This is a genomic window from Streptococcus sp. 53 (assembly GCF_013276565.1).
In the GTDB taxonomy this organism is placed as follows: Bacteria; Bacillota; Bacilli; order Lactobacillales; family Streptococcaceae; genus Streptococcus.
In genome coordinates, this window is record NZ_VMLG01000034.1 from 1 (window position 1) to 19177 (window position 19177).

The 19177-nt window shown below is 39.0% G+C and carries 12 protein-coding genes and 3 pseudogenes; 6 read left to right on the forward strand and 9 right to left on the reverse strand.

The window, feature by feature from the left end; translation table 11 throughout:
* Positions 1-63: 63 nt before the first annotated feature.
* Entirely contained in the window at positions 64-351 is a 288-nt protein-coding gene (locus tag HT722_RS08825) for a DUF3270 domain-containing protein (protein WP_173278687.1), read from the reverse strand.
* A gap of 534 nt (positions 352-885) precedes the next feature.
* On the opposite strand from HT722_RS08825, the gene metK reads away from it, so the two are divergent.
* From metK to HT722_RS08850, 5 genes and pseudogenes are all read left to right on the forward strand, one after another.
* Entirely contained in the window at positions 886-2076 is a 1191-nt protein-coding gene (gene metK, locus HT722_RS08830) for a methionine adenosyltransferase (RefSeq protein ID WP_000003942.1), read from the forward strand.
* A gap of 589 nt (positions 2077-2665) precedes the next feature.
* Positions 2666-3736 carry a tyrosine recombinase XerS gene (gene xerS / locus HT722_RS08835; RefSeq protein WP_173278688.1) on the forward strand — a complete coding sequence of 357 codons (1071 nt, stop codon included), beginning with the start codon at positions 2666-2668 and terminating at the stop codon, positions 3734-3736.
* Positions 3737-3995: 259 nt separating this feature from the next.
* Positions 3996-4155: pseudogene (locus HT722_RS08840) on the forward strand (integrase); the annotation flags it as partial.
* 130 nt (positions 4156-4285) lie between these two features.
* Positions 4286-5632, forward strand: a pseudogene (locus tag HT722_RS08845) (ISL3 family transposase).
* A gap of 129 nt (positions 5633-5761) precedes the next feature.
* A pseudogene (locus tag HT722_RS08850) lies at positions 5762-7069 on the forward strand (transposase).
* Positions 7070-7192: 123 nt separating this feature from the next.
* Here HT722_RS08850 and eno read toward each other — a convergent pair.
* Complete coding sequence (gene eno, locus HT722_RS08855; RefSeq protein ID WP_000022821.1) at positions 7193-8497, reverse strand: surface-displayed alpha-enolase; 1305 nt, start codon at positions 8495-8497, stop codon at positions 7193-7195.
* A 163-nt stretch (positions 8498-8660) separates the two neighbouring features.
* On the opposite strand from eno, the gene HT722_RS08860 reads away from it, so the two are divergent.
* Positions 8661-9107 carry a DUF1694 domain-containing protein gene (locus tag HT722_RS08860; RefSeq protein ID WP_173278689.1) on the forward strand — a complete coding sequence of 149 codons (447 nt, stop codon included), beginning with the start codon at positions 8661-8663 and terminating at the stop codon, positions 9105-9107.
* Here HT722_RS08860 and HT722_RS08865 read toward each other — a convergent pair.
* From HT722_RS08865 to pulA, 7 genes are all read right to left on the reverse strand, one after another.
* Positions 9104-10219: a glycerate kinase gene (locus HT722_RS08865; protein WP_173278690.1), complete on the reverse strand. Its 1116-nt coding sequence runs from the start codon at positions 10217-10219 to the stop codon at positions 9104-9106. The two genes, HT722_RS08860 and HT722_RS08865, sit on opposite strands and share 4 nt — an antisense overlap.
* An 8-nt stretch (positions 10220-10227) precedes the next feature.
* Entirely contained in the window at positions 10228-10872 is a 645-nt protein-coding gene (gene serB / locus HT722_RS08870; protein ID WP_173278691.1) for a phosphoserine phosphatase SerB, read from the reverse strand.
* A gap of 58 nt (positions 10873-10930) precedes the next feature.
* Positions 10931-12364 (reverse strand): glycogen synthase GlgA, encoded by a 1434-nt coding sequence (glgA, locus tag HT722_RS08875; protein WP_173278692.1) that lies wholly within the window; start codon positions 12362-12364, stop codon positions 10931-10933.
* Positions 12361-13500 carry a glucose-1-phosphate adenylyltransferase subunit GlgD gene (glgD, locus tag HT722_RS08880; RefSeq protein ID WP_173278693.1) on the reverse strand — a complete coding sequence of 380 codons (1140 nt, stop codon included), beginning with the start codon at positions 13498-13500 and terminating at the stop codon, positions 12361-12363. Before glgD ends, glgA begins: the two co-directional genes overlap by 4 nt.
* A complete protein-coding gene (locus HT722_RS08885) occupies positions 13490-14632 on the reverse strand; it encodes a glucose-1-phosphate adenylyltransferase (RefSeq protein WP_000787253.1) in 1143 nt (380 codons plus the stop codon). Before HT722_RS08885 ends, glgD begins: the two co-directional genes overlap by 11 nt.
* Positions 14622-16550 carry a 1,4-alpha-glucan branching protein GlgB gene (gene glgB / locus HT722_RS08890; protein WP_173278694.1) on the reverse strand — a complete coding sequence of 643 codons (1929 nt, stop codon included), beginning with the start codon at positions 16548-16550 and terminating at the stop codon, positions 14622-14624. Before glgB ends, HT722_RS08885 begins: the two co-directional genes overlap by 11 nt.
* A gap of 322 nt (positions 16551-16872) precedes the next feature.
* Positions 16873-19152, reverse strand: coding sequence for a type I pullulanase (gene pulA / locus HT722_RS08895; RefSeq protein ID WP_173278695.1), 2280 nt, complete (start codon positions 19150-19152; stop codon positions 16873-16875).
* Between the last annotated feature and the right edge of the window lie 25 nt (positions 19153-19177).

Genomic DNA, 19177 nt, shown 5'->3' on the forward strand with positions numbered 1-19177 from the left:
ATCTTAAATCCTCTGTTTTCCTTAATTTTTTACAAATCAACTTGATTAGACCTGGGGTATGATTTATCTTCTAAATTTTTGTTTGATAATAGAGCGTTGGACTTTTAAAACAAGTAAGCTAAATCCAATTGCTGCGACAAATGCAAGAGCAGTTGATAATTTTAATGATAAAAAGATAAAACTAAAGATAGCAATGCAGATACAAAAAACAGCAATATTAATAAAAAATAGGATTTCCTTGAGATTGGCATCAGATTGTGCTTCAGGTGTATAATCTTGATAGCGAGGAATCTGATGATTTAATTCTTCTTGATTGTCTACCTCATAGGATTGTAATTTTCTTACAGGCATTATTCTCTCCTTAACTGTACATACCTATTTTATCATTTTTTCAGCAGAGAATTATTACAGAAAGGTTACAAAAAGAATAAAGTCCCTTTTCATTTTCAAACTATTGTTCAGGTTGAAAATAGATTAGTAAAAATTGAAACAGTACATTAATACTCTTCAAAACAAGTTAGCGTCATCTTGTATTAGGTATATGTTACTAATTTAGTCAGTTTTATCTACAATCAAAAAACTGTTCTTTGATTTTTATTGAGTATATAGACTGCAAATTGTGTTTAAAAATGGTATAATGATAAAGTTATATAGTCCCGATAAGATGGTAGGTATTTCTATTTTTTCTTTTGCGTCGCAACTCGCAAAGAATGACGGCTCCAAAGTCGTTCGTTATTCTACGGTTGCCGCTATAGGGGGATCACCCTATGCGACTTACTAGCTTCAGAAATAANNTTATTTCTGAAGCTAGTAACTCTTAGATAATGGAAATTCCTATCAGTACTTTGTAACTCTATAACACTATTTTTAAGGGGGGACATTTTTATGTCAGAACGTAAATTATTCACGTCTGAATCTGTATCTGAGGGGCATCCAGATAAGATTGCAGACCAAATTTCAGATGCGATTTTGGATGCTATTTTAGCTAAAGATCCAGAGGCGCACGTTGCTGCTGAGACAGCTGTATATACTGGTTCCGTCCATGTTTTTGGTGAAATATCTACAAATGCCTATGTGGATATTAACCGTGTGGTTCGTGATACCATTGCAGAGATTGGCTACACCAATACAGAATATGGATTTTCTGCTGAGACAGTGGGAGTCCATCCGTCACTTGTTGAGCAGTCGCCAGACATTGCCCAAGGTGTTAACGAAGCCTTGGAGGTTCGTGGGAATGCAGACCAAGATCCGCTTGACTTGATTGGCGCTGGTGACCAAGGGCTCATGTTTGGATTTGCAGTGGATGAAACAGAAGAGCTCATGCCATTGCCAATCTCACTCAGTCATAAATTGGTTCGTCGTCTGGCAGAACTTCGCAAGTCTGGGGAAATCAGCTATCTTCGTCCAGATGCTAAATCACAAGTTACAGTTGAGTATGATGAAAATGACCGTCCAGTACGTGTGGACACAGTCGTTATTTCAACTCAGCACGATCCAGAAGTCAGCAACGAACAAATTCACAATGATGTCATTAACAAGGTTATCAAAGAGGTTATTCCAGCTTCTTACTTGGATGAGCAAACAAAATTCTTCATCAATCCTACTGGTCGTTTTGTAATCGGTGGACCTCAAGGAGACTCAGGTCTGACTGGTCGTAAAATTATCGTAGATACTTATGGTGGCTACTCTCGTCATGGTGGTGGTGCCTTCTCTGGTAAGGACGCGACTAAGGTGGATCGTTCAGCTTCTTATGCAGCTCGCTACATTGCTAAAAACATTGTTGCAGCAGGTCTTGCTAAGAAGGCGGAAGTACAATTGGCTTACGCTATCGGTGTTGCGCAACCTGTATCTGTTCGTATTGATACTTTTGGTACAGGAACAGTAGCTGAAAGCAAACTTGAAAAAGCGGCTCGTCAAATCTTTGACCTTCGTCCTGCAGGAATTATCCAAATGCTGGACCTTAAACGTCCAATTTACCGTCAAACAGCAGCTTATGGACACATGGGACGTACAGATATTGATCTTCCATGGGAACGTTTGGATAAGGTAGACGCTTTGAAAGAAGCAGTCAAATAAAATCTTAAGAGTCCGGGGAAAAAGTCAATTTCAAGAAAAAATGAAGTAAAAAGCGTATAGTATCAAGTTTTTTCAATGACTGACACTATACGCTTTTTACTTCTAAAGAATTTTTATTCAGCCTCTTTTACTGACAAGACATTGCACACACAAATAATTGAATTTTGGTAAAAATAAGACTATAATTTAGTTAGAAATGATAAAGCATAAAGCTAGAAAGGAGTTTACTGTATCAAATCTGTACAGTAAGATTAAAATCATGAAAAAAGAAAACAATAGCAATTATACAATGTATTTTGTATCTCATAACTCCTTATATAGCTCTTCAGTTATGTAGAATGAACAGAAGTATCGTTACTGATAATCTCTTTTTTATTTTCCTTATTCTGCTGACTATTTCATTCTGGTTTAGTATTTGGAATCTAGAAAAAGCACTAGCTAATGATTCACAATAGAAACTCCAAATATTTAGAACTGTTTTACACAGGTCTAAAAATCTCTACAACATCTTTCCGAAAAACTATAATTTTCTTGAAAAATAAATAAGTCTATGCTATACTACTAGTAGACTTATTTATGGAGAAAATACATGAAACGTGAGATTTTACTGGAACGAATCGACAAACTAAAACAAATCATGCCCTGGTATGTTCTGGAATACTACCAATCTAAGCTGGCTGTACCTTACAGTTTTACAACCTTGTACGAATACCTCAAGGAATACGATCGATTTTTTAGCTGGGTTTTAGAGTCTGGTATTTCAAACGCTGATAAAATATCCGATATTCCTTTATCAGTTTTGGAAAATATGTCTAAGAAAGACATGGAATCTTTTATCCTTTATCTACGTGAACGTCCCTTGCTAAATGCTAATACAACCAAGCAAGGAGTTTCTCAGACAACCATCAATCGGACTTTGTCAGCACTTTCTAGTCTTTACAAGTATCTGACCGAGGAGGTTGAAAACGATCAGGGGGAACCTTATTTCTATCGTAATGTAATGAAAAAAGTTTCAACCAAGAAAAAGAAAGAAACACTTGCTGCCAGAGCTGAAAACATCAAGCAAAAACTCTTTTTAGGTGATGAAACAGAAGGTTTTCTAACTTATATTGACCAAGAGTATCCACAACAACTTTCAAATCGCGCCCTATCTTCATTTAATAAAAATAAAGAACGTGATTTGGCCATTATTGCTCTTCTCCTGGCATCAGGTGTCCGCTTATCTGAAGCTGTTAATCTAGATATAAGGGATCTCAATCTAAAAATGATGATTATCGATGTCACTAGAAAAGGTGGCAAACGTGACTCTGTCAATGTCGCCGCCTTTGCAAAACCTTATTTAGAAAATTATCTGGCCATTCGGAATCAACGCTATAAAACGGAAAAAATAGATACAGCTCTTTTTTTGACACTCTACAGAGGTGTTCCTAATCGTATCGATGCTTCCAGCGTTGAGAAAATGGTTGCTAAGTACTCTGAGGACTTCAAAGTCCGTGTAACACCCCATAAACTACGCCATACGCTAGCAACCAGGCTCTATGATGCCACTAAATCGCAAGTTTTGGTCAGTCACCAGCTAGGACATGCCAGCACACAAGTCACTGACCTCTATACCCATATCGTCAATGATGAACAAAAGAATGCCTTGGATAGTTTATAGATTACATAAATTAAATTATGTAATAAATAAGAAAGGGATTCAATAAACTATTAATCCTATCAAATATCAAATACAATTGCTAACAGAGTAAACAGCTTTAAAGAATCTGAAATAAAATTTATGTGCCCATTAGCTTGCTTTTCTTTGTAATATCCTGGATATGCAAATCACTTATAATTGGTATTCATCTCAAAATAAGAGGATTCCACAAAAATAAATCAAATTGAACATCTATAAAAACATGCTACCTACAATGTCCAATATTTTATCAGAAAATAAAATTCCGCTAAAAACAATCACGGGCAGGGTTTGATCATTCCGACTCTGAAGTCACTACTTCTATCTATACCCACGTCACGAAGAACATGAAAGATAAAGCAATCAATGTACTGGATAAAGTTATGAAAAAGATTTTTTAAAAAGTTTGGCTCTATAATATTTGTAGTGGGTAAATCCCCTATAGATATTATGGAGCCTATTTTAGGGTAGAAAAAAAGTCCCATATAACCTATAATGAAAAGCAACCAAACCATCATTAGAAAGAATCATATGGAACAATTACATTTTATCACAAAACTACTCGATATCAAAGACCCAAATATCCAAATTATAGATATCATCAATAGGGATACCCACAAGGAAATCATCGCTAAACTGGATTATGATGCCCCATCTTGTCCTAATTGCGGAAGCAAAATGAAGAAATATGACTTTCAAAAACCGTCTCCTCGAAACCACTGGCAAGGCTACTAGAATTCTTCTGAAAAAGCGACGTTTCAAGTGCTATCAGTGCTCAAAAATGATGGTTGCTGAGACTCCTCTAGTAAAGAAAAATCACCAAATCCCTCGTATCATCAACAAAAAGATTGCCCAGAAGCTAATTGAAAAGACTTCTATGACCGACATTGCTCATCAGTTGTCTATTTCAACTTCAACTGTTATTCGCAAACTCAATGACTTTCGTTTTAAGCATGATTTTTCTCGTCTTCCTGAGATTATGTCCTGGGACGAGTATGCATTCACTAAGGGAAAGATGAGTTTCATTGCTCAAGATTTTGATAAGCTCAATATTATCACTGTTCTTTAGGGAAGAACACAAGCCATCATAAGAAATCATTTTCTGAGCTACAATCGCGCTGTTCGTTGTCAGGTGAAAATCATTACTATGGATATGTTTATCCCCTACTATGACTTGGCTAAACAGCTTCGCTTTCGAATTTCTAGGCTCAGGCTGAAACAGTCTCCCAGACTGTTTCACTCCCTAATGCAAAAATTGTACTTGATCGTTTTCCCCTTCGTTATTACATTTCTAAACTCAGGCTAAAACAGTCCACTGGACTGTTTTACTCCAACACTTAAGCCGTGCTATGAGTCGTTTGCGTGTCCAAATCATGAATCAGTTTGAACGAAAATCTCATGAATACAAGGCTATCAAGCGCTACTGGAAACTCATTCAACAAGATAGTCGTAAACTCAGTTATAAACGTTTTTATCGCCCTACTTTTCGCATGCACTTAACCAATAAAGAGATTCTAGACAAGATTTTGACCTATTCAGAAGGATTGAAATGCCACTATCATCTCTATCAACTCTTGATTTTTCACTTTCAGAATAAGGAACCGGATAAATTTTTCGGACTCATTGAAGATAATCTAAAGCGAGTTCATCCTCTTTTTCAGACTGTCTTTAAAACCTTCCTCAAAGATAAAGAGAAAATCGTCAACGCCCTTCAGTTACCCTATTCTAATGCCAAATTAGAAGCAACCTATAATCTCATCAAACTTATCAAACGAAATGCCTTTGGTTTTCGGAACTTTGAAAACTTCAAAAAAACGGATTTTCATCGTTCTAAACATCAAAAAAGAAAGGACGAAATTTGTCCTTTCTAGATATTAGCTTTTCGGCTCTATAATATTTGTAGTGGGTAAATCCCTATAGATATTATGGAGCCTATTTTAGGGTAGAAAAAAAGTCCCATATGACCTATAATGAAAAGCGATCAAACAACTCATTAGAAAGAATCATATGGAACAATTACATTTTATCACAAAACTACTAGACATTAAAGACCTTAATATTCAAATTATAGATATCATCAATAAGGATACACACAAGGAAATCATCGCCAAACTGGACTACGATGCTCCATCTTGTCCTTATTGTGGAAGTCAAATGAAAAAATATGACTTTCAAAAACCTTCTAAGATTCCTTACCTCAAAACGACTGGTATGCCTACTAGAATTCTATTTAGAAAGCGTCGTTTCAAGTGCTATCATTGCTCGAAAATGATGGTCGCCGAGACCTCACTCGTCAAGAAGAATCATCAAATTCCTCGTATTATCAACCAAAAGATTGCGCAAAAGTTAATTGAAAAGACTTCTATGACCGATATTGCCCATCAGCTTTCCATTTCAACTTCAACTGTCATTCGAAAGCTCAATGATTTCCACTTTAAGCATGATTTTTCTCGTCTTCCTGAGATTATGTCCTGGGACGAGTATGCCTTCACTAAGAGAAAGATGAGTTTTATTGCACAAGATTTTGATAATCTCAACATCATCACTGTTCTTGAGGGTAGAACACAAGCTGTCATTCGTGATCACTTTCTTAAATATGATAGAGCCGTCCGATGTCGAGTGAAAATCATTACTATGGATATGTTTAGTCCCTACTATGCCTTAGCTAAACAGCTTCGCTTTCGAATTTCTAGGCTCAGGCTGAAACAGTCTCCCAGACTGTTTCACTCCCATGTGCTAAAATCGTTCTAGATCGTTTCCATATTATCCAACATCTCAGCCGTGCTATAAGTCGTGTCCGTGTTCAAATCATGAATCAGTTCGATCGAAAATCCCATGAATACAAAGCTATCAAACGTTACTGGAAGCTCATTCAACAAGATAGTCGTAAACTCAGTGATAAGCGATTTTATCGCCCTACTTTTCGTATGCACTTAACCAATAAAGAGATTCTTGACAAGCTTTTGAGCTATTCAGAAGACTTGAAACACCACTATAATCTCTATCAGCTCTTGCTTTTTCACTTTCAGAATAAGGAACCAGAGAAATTTTTCGGACTTATTGAGGACAATCTTAAGCTGGTTCATCCTCTTTTTCAGACTGTTTTTAAAACCTTTATCAAGGACAAAGAGAAAATTGTCAACGCTCTTCAACTACCCTATTCTAACGCAAAATTGGAAGCCACTAATAATCTCATCAAGCTTATCAAGCGCAATGCCTTTGGTTTTCGGAACTTTGAAAACTTCAAAAAAACGGATTTTTATCGCTCTGAACATCAAAAAAGAAAGGACGAAATTTGTCCTTTCTCGAGCTTAGCTTTTCTTCAACCCACTACAGTTGACAAAGAGCCATAAAATCCGAGGGGCTAGAAACGTTGTTAAATCAACGGCCGAACTTTTGAATTTCAAGGTTCGGGATAAAATAGTTCACTGAACTATTTTATTTTTTCAAGTTGTAGAATGATTTCAATCCACGGTATTCAGCTACTTCACCAAGTTGGTCTTCGATGCGAAGCAATTGGTTGTATTTAGCGATACGGTCTGTACGTGAAAGTGAACCAGTCTTGATTTGTCCTGCGTTAGTTGCAACTGCGATGTCAGCGATTGTTGAATCTTCAGTTTCACCTGAACGGTGTGATACAACGGCAGTGTAACCAGCTTCTTTCGCCATTTCAATAGCGTCGAATGTTTCAGTAAGAGTACCGATTTGGTTAACTTTGATAAGGATTGAGTTAGCAGCACCTTCTGCAATACCTTTTTCAAGGTAAGAAGTGTTTGTTACGAAGAAGTCGTCACCAACCAATTGAACTTTACCACCAAGACGTTCAGTAAGAGCTTTCCAACCGTCCCAGTCATTTTCATCCATACCATCTTCGATAGTGATGATTGGGTATTTGTTTACCAATTCTTCAAGATAGTCGATTTGTTCTGCAGCAGTACGTACAGCTGCTCCTTCACCTTCGAATTTAGTGTAGTCATAAACTTTACGTTCTTTATCGTAAAATTCTGATGAAGCACAGTCAAATCCGATAAATACGTCTTTACCTGGAACATATCCAGCAGCTTCGATAGCAGCAAGGATAGTTTCAACTCCGTCTTCAGTTCCTTCAAAACGAGGAGCAAATCCACCTTCGTCACCTACGGCTGTTTCCAAACCACGAGATTTAAGGATTTTCTTAAGCGCATGGAAGATTTCAGCACCCCAACGAAGAGCTTCTTTGAATGATGGCGCACCAGCAGGTACGATCATGAATTCTTGGAAAGCGATTGGAGCGTCAGAGTGAGAACCACCGTTGATGATGTTCATCATTGGAGTTGGAAGAACTTTAGTGTTGAATCCACCAAGGTAGCTGTAAAGTGGGATTTCAAGGTAGTCAGCAGCAGCACGAGCTACAGCGATAGACACACCAAGGATTGCGTTTGCACCCAATTTACCTTTGTTAGGAGTACCGTCAAGAGCGATCATAGCACGGTCGATAGCTTGTTGATCACGTACATCGTAGCCAATGATAGCTTCAGCAATGATGTTGTTTACATTGTCAACAGCTTTTTGTGTACCAAGACCACCGTAACGAGATTTGTCACCGTCGCGAAGTTCAACTGCTTCGTGTTCACCAGTAGAAGCTCCTGATGGAACCATACCACGTCCGAAAGCACCTGATTCAGTGTAAACTTCTACTTCAAGTGTTGGGTTACCGCGTGAGTCTAGGACTTCGCGAGCGTAAACATCAGTAATAATTGACATTTTTTACTCTCCTTATGAGTTAAATTTTTTACACCTCTATAATACCTTAAAAGCCCTCCTTTTTCAAGAAAAAACGTTATCTTTGTGCAAATTTTCCTTAACTTTATAAAGTAATCGCTTTCTTTTGTCTGTTTTATTCTAACTTTTATGATATACTGTTTTCATGACAGATTTATCAAAACAATTACTTGAAAAAGCTCATGGTGGGCCAAAACTAAATCCTGATGAGCAAAGACGCTATCTTGGTACCTTTGAGGAAAGAGTTCTTGGATATGCAGATATTGACACAGCAAATAGCCCTCAGTTAGAAAAAGGTTTTTTATCTATTTTAGAAAATCTTCAGGAAAAAGCAGAGCCACTATTTATAAAGATTTCACCAACTATCGAATTTGACAAACAAGTTTTCTACTTGAAAGAAGCAAAAGAAACTGATAGTCAAGCCACCATAGTATCTGAGGAACATACTTCTTCTCCTTTTGGCCTGATTATCCATAGCAATGCACCAGTACAAGTAGAAGAAAAGAACCTTCGACTTGCTTTTCCAAAGCTTTGGGAAGTTAAAAAGGAAGAACCAACCAAAACATCCTTCTGGAAGAAATGGTTTGGCTAAATCTTGTGCATATTTAATAAGTACCCGATATTGGCTGCCGTGCGCTCCAGATAGAGGCGGGCATTTTTCAAACTATCTTCTAAAGGTTCACTTTTCTCCAAAATAGAAAAGGCAGCTTGGATATTTTCAAATGGTAAGGGAGGTAAATCTTCAGCAAGACTACCACAAATAGCAATGACAGGAACTCCGACAGGGGTTCTTTTTGCTACGCCTATCGGCGCTTTCCCAGCAAAGCTTTGACTGTCCAGTCTACCTTCGCCGACGATAACCAAGTCAGCATATGCAACTTTCTTATCAAAATCAATCAAATCTAAACAGGTATCAATTCCAGACACGATATTTGCCTGAGCAAAGGCACACAAACCAGCAGCAAGGCCTCCACCAGCTCCTGCTCCTTTAATTTCTAATGTTGCAGGTGAGACTTTTTCATAAAAATCTTGGATCGCTTGATCTACGACTGCAAACATAGCAGGATCTAGGCCTTTTTGTTTGCCAAAAATGTAGGTCGCACCTTGATGACCACATAAGGGACTCACAACATCTGCTAAAATATGAATTTGCACATCTTCAGGAAGTTCATAGCGATTTTCTGTTGAAACAGAAGCTAATTTTAGTAAGGATTGACCGCAGGCAGGCAAGACATTTCCATCCTTATCATAAAATCGATAACCTAAACCAGCAGCGATCCCAATTCCTCCGTCATTACTGGCCGTGCCACCAACGCCGATATAGATTTCTTTAATCCCTTGAGCAATGAGATGGCGAATCAACTCTCCGATACCACGAGTTTGGATTTGAAGTGGATTTCGTTTCTCTATCGGAATTTTTCCAAGGCCAACCAAATCAGCAACTTCAAATAGTGCCAGTTTCCCTTTTTGAAAATAGCGCATGGCTTCTTTTTGGCCAAAAGGGCCTGTCACTTGGATCCATTTTTCTTCTAGGTCAAGAGAATGTCGGATAGCATCTACAGTACCTTCTCCCCCATCACCAACAGGGCAGAGGAGATATTCTACATCTGCTATCGATTGTTGGAAACCTCTTTTAATAGCTTCAGCCACCTGTTGAGCAGACAAGCTTTCCTTAAACGAATCTGGTGCAATTACAATCTTCATATTTTCCCTCATTCTAAACAGTCAATCAAAGGTAGAACTTCTAAAAAATCCCTCTTGTCAACATGATTCGGTATTTCCTGTTTCAGCACTTCTTTGGCACAAAAAGCAATTCCCAATCCTGCTGATTTCAACATCAATAAATCATTGGCCCCATCACCGATTGCAATCGTTCTTTCTTTAGAAAGTTTTAGTTCCTCTCTCCATTGTTCCATAGTCTCTTTTTTAACCTCGGGACTAATAATTTGTCCAACTAATTTCCCTGTTAGAAAGCCACCTTTGACTTCAAGTTGGTTGGCAGAGAAATAGGCAATTCCAAGAGATTTTGCCAATCTTTCAACTATTGGTGTAAAGCCACCGGACACCAGACCAACTAGGATACCATTCTTTTGGAGAATGGAGATGAATTCTTGGGCATTTGGCGATAGATGAATAGTGTTGAAGACTTTATCAAAAACCGAAACAGGAAGACCTTCCAAGAAGGACACTCTGTCTCGTAAACTGCTTTCAAAGTCCAACTCTCCTCGCATTGCCTGACTTGTAAGCTGCGCAATTTCCTCCTCACAAGCTGCCTCTCTTCCCAATAAATCAATCACTTCTTCTAGGATTAAGGTTCCATCCACATCCATAACACACAAGCCTTTTACTTGAGACATCAGTTCTCCTCTCTAAACAGCCTAAAAATCGTATGAAGTCATCATACGATTTTATCTATTAATTAACTAAACTATGGTACAAGTCAAGGTATGACCTGCAGGCTGTATCCCATGAGAAATCACACGCCATAGCTTGTTTTTGTAGGTTTCTCCAAACATCAGGATGGTTTCTATACAAGTCCAATGCTGTTTGGAAAGTCCAATTTAACCAGTAAGGAGATAGATTGTCGAAGCTAAAGCCAGTACCGCTTCCTTCGATTGGATTGAAAGCACGAACGGTATCTCGCAAGCCACCAACTTCATGAACCAATGGCAAGGTTCCGTAACGCATCGCCATCATTTGAGACAAGCCACACGGTTCAAAACGACTTGGCATGAGGAAGAGATCACAAGCGGCGTAGATTTCTTGAGCAAGTTTGACATCAAAAGTGATATTTGCTGATAGCTTGTCTGGGTAAATCTGAGCAAACCATGAGAAAGCTCCTTCAAAGGCTGGATCGCCAGTTCCCAAAAGAACAATCTGAACATCATTTTGCAAGATATGGTGCAGACTTTCGACCACCACATCAAAACCTTTTTGACGTGTCAAACGAGAAACAATTCCCACCAGTGGAACGTCAGCTCTAACTGGCAAGCCTACTCTCTCTTGCAATTTTGCCTTATTTTGGGCTTTTCCAGACAAATCTTCCAGATTAAAATGATAGTCTAAAAGAGCATCCGTCTGAGGATTATACAGGTCAGCATCAATCCCATTCACGATACCAGATACCTTGCCAGATTCCATTCGAAGAATCTGATCCAAGTTACATCCGAACTGACTGGTCATAATTTCATGAGCATAACTAGGCGAAACGGTTGAAACACGGTCCGCATAGAGAATACCAGCCTTCATCCAGTTCAGACAGTTGTTCCAGCGAAGGGTACCATCAGCGTAACGTTCAAAGCCGACTCCAAACAAATCCCATAACATTCCTTCTGAAAATTGTCCTTGGAATTCCAAATTATGAATGGTTAAAACAGTTTTAATACCTTGATAGGCTTGAATCCAACGGTATTTTTCCTTTAACAAGAACGGTATCATGGCTGTATGGTAGTCATGAACATGGAGAAGGTCAGGAATGAAGTCAATCCTTTCCATAGCCTCAATGGCAGCCAGTTGGAAGAAAGCGAAACGTTCCCCATCATCAAAATCACCGTAAACATGGCCACGGAAGAAATAATATTGGCTGTCAATAAAGTAGAAGGTTACACCGTTTAAGACGGTTTTCTTAATCCCACAGTACTGTCTGCGCCAACCGACGCTCACCTCAAAATGAAGCACATCTTCAATCTGATTTCCAAATTTAGACTCTACCATGTCATAGTAGGGTAAAATCACTGCAACTTCATGTCCCGCTTTTACCAGTGATTTAGGAAGAGCGCCAATGACGTCTCCCAGACCACCTGTTTTTGAAAAGGGTGCACCCTCTGCTGCTACAAATAAAATTTTCATGAATGAATATCCTCTGTTACTTTGCTACCTTTCTTAACGACAACTGGATGTTCTGCAGTTCCTCGAATCACAACACCAGGCTCAACTTCAACACCCTTGTCCAAGATAGCATATTCAACCTGAGCTCCTTCTCCAATAACAACACGAGGGAAGAGCAGGCTATCTTTAACCAAGCTATCCTTATGGACATGAATATTACGTGATAGAACAGAATTAGCCACTTGACCTTCAATGATACTACCAGACGCAAACTGAGAAGTACTTACCTTAGATGTATTAGCATAGTAAGTTGGCTCTTCGTTTTTGACCTTTGTATAAATCTTTTGATTTGGTGAGAAGAGAGAGTAGAATTTTTGCGATTCAAGCATATCTTTGTTAGCTTTGTAATAAGACTCTACAGAGTGAATATTGGCTAGGTAGCCTGTATACTCGTAGGCGAAAGCTCCCTCTTTTGTAGCCAAATCCCGTAAAACATAGCGCAACTTCTCTGGATGTTCTTTTTTAGCTTCTTCTTCCAAGCGTTCAATCAACCAAGGTGTATCAACGACAAAGATATCTGTAGACATATTGAACGTTTCAGCTGTTGACTTGCTGTCAAAGAGTTTATGAGAAAGAACATGGTCTGTTTCATCCACTTCTAAGATTGCATTTACTTCTGAAATATCTTTCTTAGCTAGTTTTTTATAAACTACAGTGATAGGCCCTTTTGTTGTACTATGTAGGTGGAAAACTTGGTTCAAATCAATGTTAATCAAAACATCACAGTTGAGTGAAACTGTTTGGTTTGACCCAGAACGTTTCAAATAAGTAAGAAGCTGCTGGTAGTATTCTTTTCCAACTGTGCTACTTTCTACACGGGTATTGTAAATCCCTAGATAGTAATGGCTAAGAAGGGTTGATAAGCCCCACTCGCGTCCTGAACGAATATGGTCAAAGACTGAGCTGATATTATCCTGCTGGAAAATACCAAAGACGCTACGAACACCTGCATTAGCAAGACTAGAAAGCGGGAAGTCAATCAAACGATATTTCCCACCAAATGGCAAACTTGCTACTGGACGGTGGTCCGTCAATGTCGACATATCATGAAAACCAACTGTATTTCCTAAAATGGCAGAATATTTATCAATCTTCATCTGTTGCTACCCCCACTACTTCATTATATCCTACAACTTGTACTTCATCTGTTCCATCAATTTCGACACCGTCAGAAATAATCGCACCTTCACCAATAATGGCACGTTTAATCTTAGCTCCTTGACCAATGATAGCTCCACTCATGATAACTGAATCAACAACTTCCGCTCCTTCGCGAACTTGCGCACCTGTTGAAAGGATAGAATGTTTAACAGTTCCATCTACAAAACAGCCATCGACAACCAAGGAATCTTCCACATCAGCATTTGCTCCGAGGAAGTTTGGTGGTGAAATCAAGTTTCTTGAGTAAATCTTCCATTGACGGTTACGACTATCCAAGGCATTCTCTGGAGAAATGTACTCCATGTTCGCTTCCCAAAGAGACTCAATCGTACCAACATCTTTCCAGTAACCGCTAAATTCGTAAGCATAAACACTTTCACCTGACTCAAGGTAATTCGGAATGACATTTTTACCAAAGTCTGACATATCCACATTACTCTTTTCAGCAGCGACTAACATATTACGAAGGCGTTGCCAATCAAAAATGTAGATTCCCATAGAAGCTTTTGTAGATTTAGGTTGAGCTGGTTTTTCTTCAAATTCAACAATACGGTTATTGGCATCTGTGTTCATGATACCAAAACGGCTCGCTTCTTTAAGAGGGACGTCTAAAACTGCTACTGTCAAGCTGGCATTATTATCCTTATGAGACTGGAGCATATCATCATAGTCCATTTTGTAGATGTGATCCCCAGACAAAATCAAGACATACTCAGGATTGACACTGTCGATATAATCGATATTTTGGTAAATAGCGTGGCTAGTCCCTTCGAACCAACGATTTCCTTCACTTGCAGAATAAGGTTGAAGAATAGAGACACCAGAATTGATACCGTCTAAGCCCCAGCTTGAACCATTCCCTATATGATTGTTGAGAGCAAGGGGCTGGTACTGTGTAATGACTCCAACATTGTGAATCCCTGAGTTGGCACAGTTTGAGAGGGCAAAGTCAATGATACGGTAGCGTCCACCAAATTGCACAGCTGGTTTTGCGATGCTTTGAGTGAGTTTACCGAGACGAGTTCCTTGCCCACCAGCAAGAATCAAAGCTAACATTTCATTCTTCATTTTCTACTCCTTTTTGGTTTTTACTTGTGACGGTTTTAGTAGGTTTCAAGCGGCGTTTGATTTTCCAAACACTAGCTCCCATAGCCGGTAGGGTAAAGGTCAAGGTCTGCTCATAATCTTTCCATAGTCCTTCTTGCGTTTGAACAGTTTGATTATGTTCTTTCCAAACGCCTCCCCACTGTTCTAACTCAGTATTCCATACCTCTTCGTAAATTCCTGCAACGGGTAGTCCGATTGTAAAATCTTTCCGTTCAACAGGTGCCATATTAAAGACGCAGACTAGCATGTCGCCCTTCTTACCCTTACGAATAAAGGAAAGAACACTCTGGTCTCGATTATCCGCATCAATGATTTCAATACCATCATAGCTGGTATCAATTTCCCACAGACAGCGGTTGTCTTTGTAAAACTGGTTTAGCTGAGAAGTGAAATACTTCATCTTAGCATTCATTGGATCTTCTAGATTAGACCATTCCAACTGCTCTTCAGATTTCCATTCTAGGAATTGACCGTATTCGCTACCCATGAAGAGCAATTTCTTACCAGGGTGACAAATTTGGTACGTATAGAGATTGCGCAAACCTGCGAATTGATTGTAACGATCTCCCCACATTTTATGCATCATACTCTTCTTACCATGAACCACTTCATCGTGCGAGAATGGTAAGAGATAGTTTTCATTGAAAACATACATAAAGCTGAAAGTCACCAAATTAAAGTCATATTTACGATAAATCGGATCTTCTTCGTAGAAACGGAGGATATCATTCATCCAGCCCATGTTCCATTTGTAGTCAAATCCTAGACCACCAAGCTCTTTCATTCCCGTAATCTTGGTTGCAGACGAACTTTCTTCTGCAATCATCATCACATCTGGATATTCTAACTTAATAATATCATTCAAGCGTTGAAGGAAATAATAACCTTCATAGTTGAGATTTCCCCCATCTTTATTAGGTGTCCATGGAGCATCATCGTAGTCAAGATAGAGCATGTTGCTAACCGCATCCACGCGAATACCATCTAAATGATAAAAATCAATCCAAAACTTAATACTAGAAATCAAGAAAGACTGGACTTCATTCTTTCCAAGGTCAAAATTGAGTGCCCCCCAACCGTAGTTATGAGCCTTATTATGGTCTTGGTATTCAAAAGTCGGTGTTCCATCATAATAGGCCAAGGCATCATCATTGATAGTAAAGTGACCAGGTACCCAGTCTACAATAACGCCTATATTGTTTAAGTGACATTCCTCGACAAAATCTTGAAACTCCTCTGGTCTACCATAAGCATGCTCTAAAGCGAAGTAACCCATAAGCTGATAACCCCAACTCAAGCCCAAAGGGTGGGACATCAAGGGCATAAACTCGATATGAGTATAGTTCATTTCAACGAGATAAGGAATGAGTTCATCCTTGAGCTGGGCAAAACTATAAGGACTACCATCAGGATTTCTTTTCCATGAGCCAGCGTGAACTTCATAGATATTGACAGGACGTTCAGCAAAGCCCCAACGTTTTCTTCGTGCCAGCCAAAGTCCATCCTTCCATTTCTTTTCTGGAAGCTCTGTTACGATTGCCCCTGTTCCTGGACGAGCCTCATATCTGACAGCAAAAGGGTCAATCTTCATCAGTTGATGACCATTTTGACGTGTGACATGGTATTTGTAAATATGCCCTTCTTGAGCCATATTGGTAAAGACTTCCCAGACCCCAAAGTCATTTCTTACCATTGGAATCTGACCCTCAATCCAGTTGGTAAAATCACCAACCAAGTGAACAGCCTGAGCATTAGGTGCCCAAACACGGAAAGTATAACCATACTCTCCATTTAGCTCTTCCCTATGTGCTCCTAGATAATGCTGAAGGTGAAAATTTTCTCCTGTCATAAAGGTGCGCAAAGCTTCTCTTTTATCCATAATACCCCCTCTTTTCTGTAAGCGTTTTCTATGTTTTTATTATACTACCTTTTTAGAGAAGATTCAAGTGAATTACTATATTTAGTAAAAATTCTTTTGAAAATCTTCAACAAATTCACTGATGTGTCCACTTGTAAATCAATGTTTTTTCAAAAAAATGTGAAAACGCCTTTCTTTTCTCTACTATAATACCAAAAAGTTCGTATTTTTGCTACCAATATTATTTTTTTATAGCAAAAAATAAAACCAGGAAAACAATTTCCTGATTTTATTGTTATTAAGAGATACAGTACTGCAAATGAATTTAAATTATAAATCTATTTTATAAGACTTTAAAGACACTAGCGCTAACGCCACCAACCATGTCTTTATCAGCTAAATGGCTATTGGTCACCAATAGTTCTAGATTTCCAGCATTTTCAAACTGGAAGTCTTGCCCTTTAGCATTAAATACAACCAGTAAATGTTCTTCCCCTTGAATCTCATAGACAATCAAACCGCTATGTTCAATCGCAGAATGCACAAAGACATGATGGTAAATTTCATCATAGCTAGAGTAAGAAAAGGCACCAGTTTTTGTCTTCAATCGGATGACTTGACGAATAAATTCAATACTGTCTTGACGCTCATTAATCAAGTTCCAGTTGACTTGATTCACACTATCAGGAGCATTATAGCTATTCATCGCACGCTCTCTATCATCATGTGTCAACTTACCATTCTCACCAGTCGCAACCAGTTTGGTACGACCAAATTCTTGACCGATTTCCATAAAGGCCATCCCCTGCATGAGCAGATTCATAGCTGTGGCTGTCTCAACCTTGCGCATGATTTGTTCTGAACTTTGGTCTGGATGAAGGGTTGCCAATAAATCGTGAAGATTGTAATTGTCATGGGCTTCCACATAGTTAAGCACCTGATTTGGATGTGTATAGGTTCCTAATTCACGACTTCCTAGGATTGCTTTAGCTAGAATTGGCTCTGTCGCAGCACCACTGACAAAACCTGACTTGATAGCACCGTAAACTTCTCCACCTTTGACAGCATCACGCTGATTGTCATTAAAGAAACCAATATTTGGCATTTCGTAGGCGTTGTCTTTCTTAGCCTTATCATAAGGGGCAAGACCTGTTCCCATGTCCCAACCTTCTCCATAAAGGATAATGTTAGGGTCGATTTCATCCAAGCTTTGACGAATCATCTGCATGGTCTTGACATCATGAATACCCATCAAGTCAAAACGGAAGCCGTCAATATTGTATTCCTGCACCCAGTATAGAAGAGAATCAATCATATACTTGCGAAACATTTCGTGTTCACTGGCTGTTTCATTTCCAACACCCGTTCCATTCTGGAAGGTACCATCTGGATTCATACGATAATAATAGTCAGGGACAGTTGTTTGGAAAGGTGCATCAACAACTGAGAAGGTATGGTTATAGACCACATCCATAATGACACCAATTCCCGCATCGTGGTAAGCTTGAACCATGGTCTTCAAATCACGAATAACCTGAGCTGGGTCGTCTGGATTAGTTGAAAAACTAGTTTCTGGCGAGTTATAGTTTTGTGGGTCATAACCCCAGTTGTAGGTTACATTCCCATCCTCATCGTATTCTTTGTGACGGTCTGCAATTGGTTGCAACTGAACATAATTGTAGCCCAACTTCTTGATGTGATCAAAAGCAGTTGACTGACCGTACTGGTTAACTGTTCCAGTCTGAGCAGCACCTAAGAACGTTCCTCGAAGATGTTCATCCACACCTGAGGTCGGTGATTGGGTCAAATCACGGATGTGCATTTCACAAATGACTGCCTTACATAGATTTGTCAAACGCCAAGCAGCATCAGAACCATGCTTGACCTCGAAGTTTTCGACTTGTTTTTCTGCATGGCTCAGAATAGCTGAACGTTTGCCATCAGGACTAGTCGCGATGGTATAAGGATCGCGTGTCAGTGTTTGGTGATGAGGGAATTGGACCTGATACTGATAAGCCTTACCAGTCAAATCTTCCTCAACATCCAAACTCCAGACACCAATAGTATTGTCCTTATGGTTATAAGAGTAGCGATTGCCTCTTTCCATATCAAAAGTTTTCCAAACAGAGGCATCATTAGCAGCTGATTCATAAACCACAACCTGCACTGCTGTCGCTGTTGGTGACCAAAGGGAAAAATGAGCCTGATTGTCCTCTACACGGCAACCCAATTCCCCTTGGTAACCCCAATGATGGTCGAAACTAGCACTGTTAATGGCCTTATCAAAGGCAAAAGGATTTTGATTTTTATAGAAAGGACTGGCAATAGCAGGATTTTCAGAGTAATAAATCCTATCATCGCCTTCCAAAATCCAGACCTCCGTTAAGAGAGGATAGTGATTAAAACGGATAGCATACTCTTTACTGGTTTGGCCGGTATGAACCACAAAATTCAAGCTTTCTAAGGGATGAACGCTTGGGTGTTCAAAGCTAAATAAGGCTCCAAAATAATCTTCTTGGTAAGTTAGTAAATCAATTCGCTGGTCCTGGCTTTTTACAAAAGAGCAAGTGTCATATTCACCATTCTTGCGATGGTAATGAATGCGCATAGGGTAGGTATACATTTTTATTTTTCCTTTTTATTTTATT

Coding starts and splice junctions, on each gene's coding strand:
- eno (WP_000022821.1), bottom strand. CDS start 8,497: ATGTCAATTATTACTGATGTTTACGCTCGCGAAGTCCTAGACTCACGC.
- serB (WP_173278691.1), bottom strand. CDS start 10,872: ATGTCTCAAGTAAAAGGCTTGTGTGTTATGGATGTGGATGGAACCTTA.
- glgA (WP_173278692.1), bottom strand. CDS start 12,364: ATGAAAATTTTATTTGTAGCAGCAGAGGGTGCACCCTTTTCAAAAACA.
- pulA (WP_173278695.1), bottom strand. CDS start 19,152: ATGTATACCTACCCTATGCGCATTCATTACCATCGCAAGAATGGTGAA.
- HT722_RS08865 (WP_173278690.1), bottom strand. CDS start 10,219: ATGAAGATTGTAATTGCACCAGATTCGTTTAAGGAAAGCTTGTCTGCT.
- HT722_RS08860 (WP_173278689.1), top strand. CDS start 8,661: ATGACAGATTTATCAAAACAATTACTTGAAAAAGCTCATGGTGGGCCA.
- xerS (WP_173278688.1), top strand. CDS start 2,666: ATGAAACGTGAGATTTTACTGGAACGAATCGACAAACTAAAACAAATC.
- glgB (WP_173278694.1), bottom strand. CDS start 16,550: ATGGATAAAAGAGAAGCTTTGCGCACCTTTATGACAGGAGAAAATTTT.
- metK (WP_000003942.1), top strand. CDS start 886: ATGTCAGAACGTAAATTATTCACGTCTGAATCTGTATCTGAGGGGCAT.
- HT722_RS08825 (WP_173278687.1), bottom strand. CDS start 351: ATGCCTGTAAGAAAATTACAATCCTATGAGGTAGACAATCAAGAAGAA.
- glgD (WP_173278693.1), bottom strand. CDS start 13,500: ATGAAGATTGATAAATATTCTGCCATTTTAGGAAATACAGTTGGTTTT.
- HT722_RS08885 (WP_000787253.1), bottom strand. CDS start 14,632: ATGAAGAATGAAATGTTAGCTTTGATTCTTGCTGGTGGGCAAGGAACT.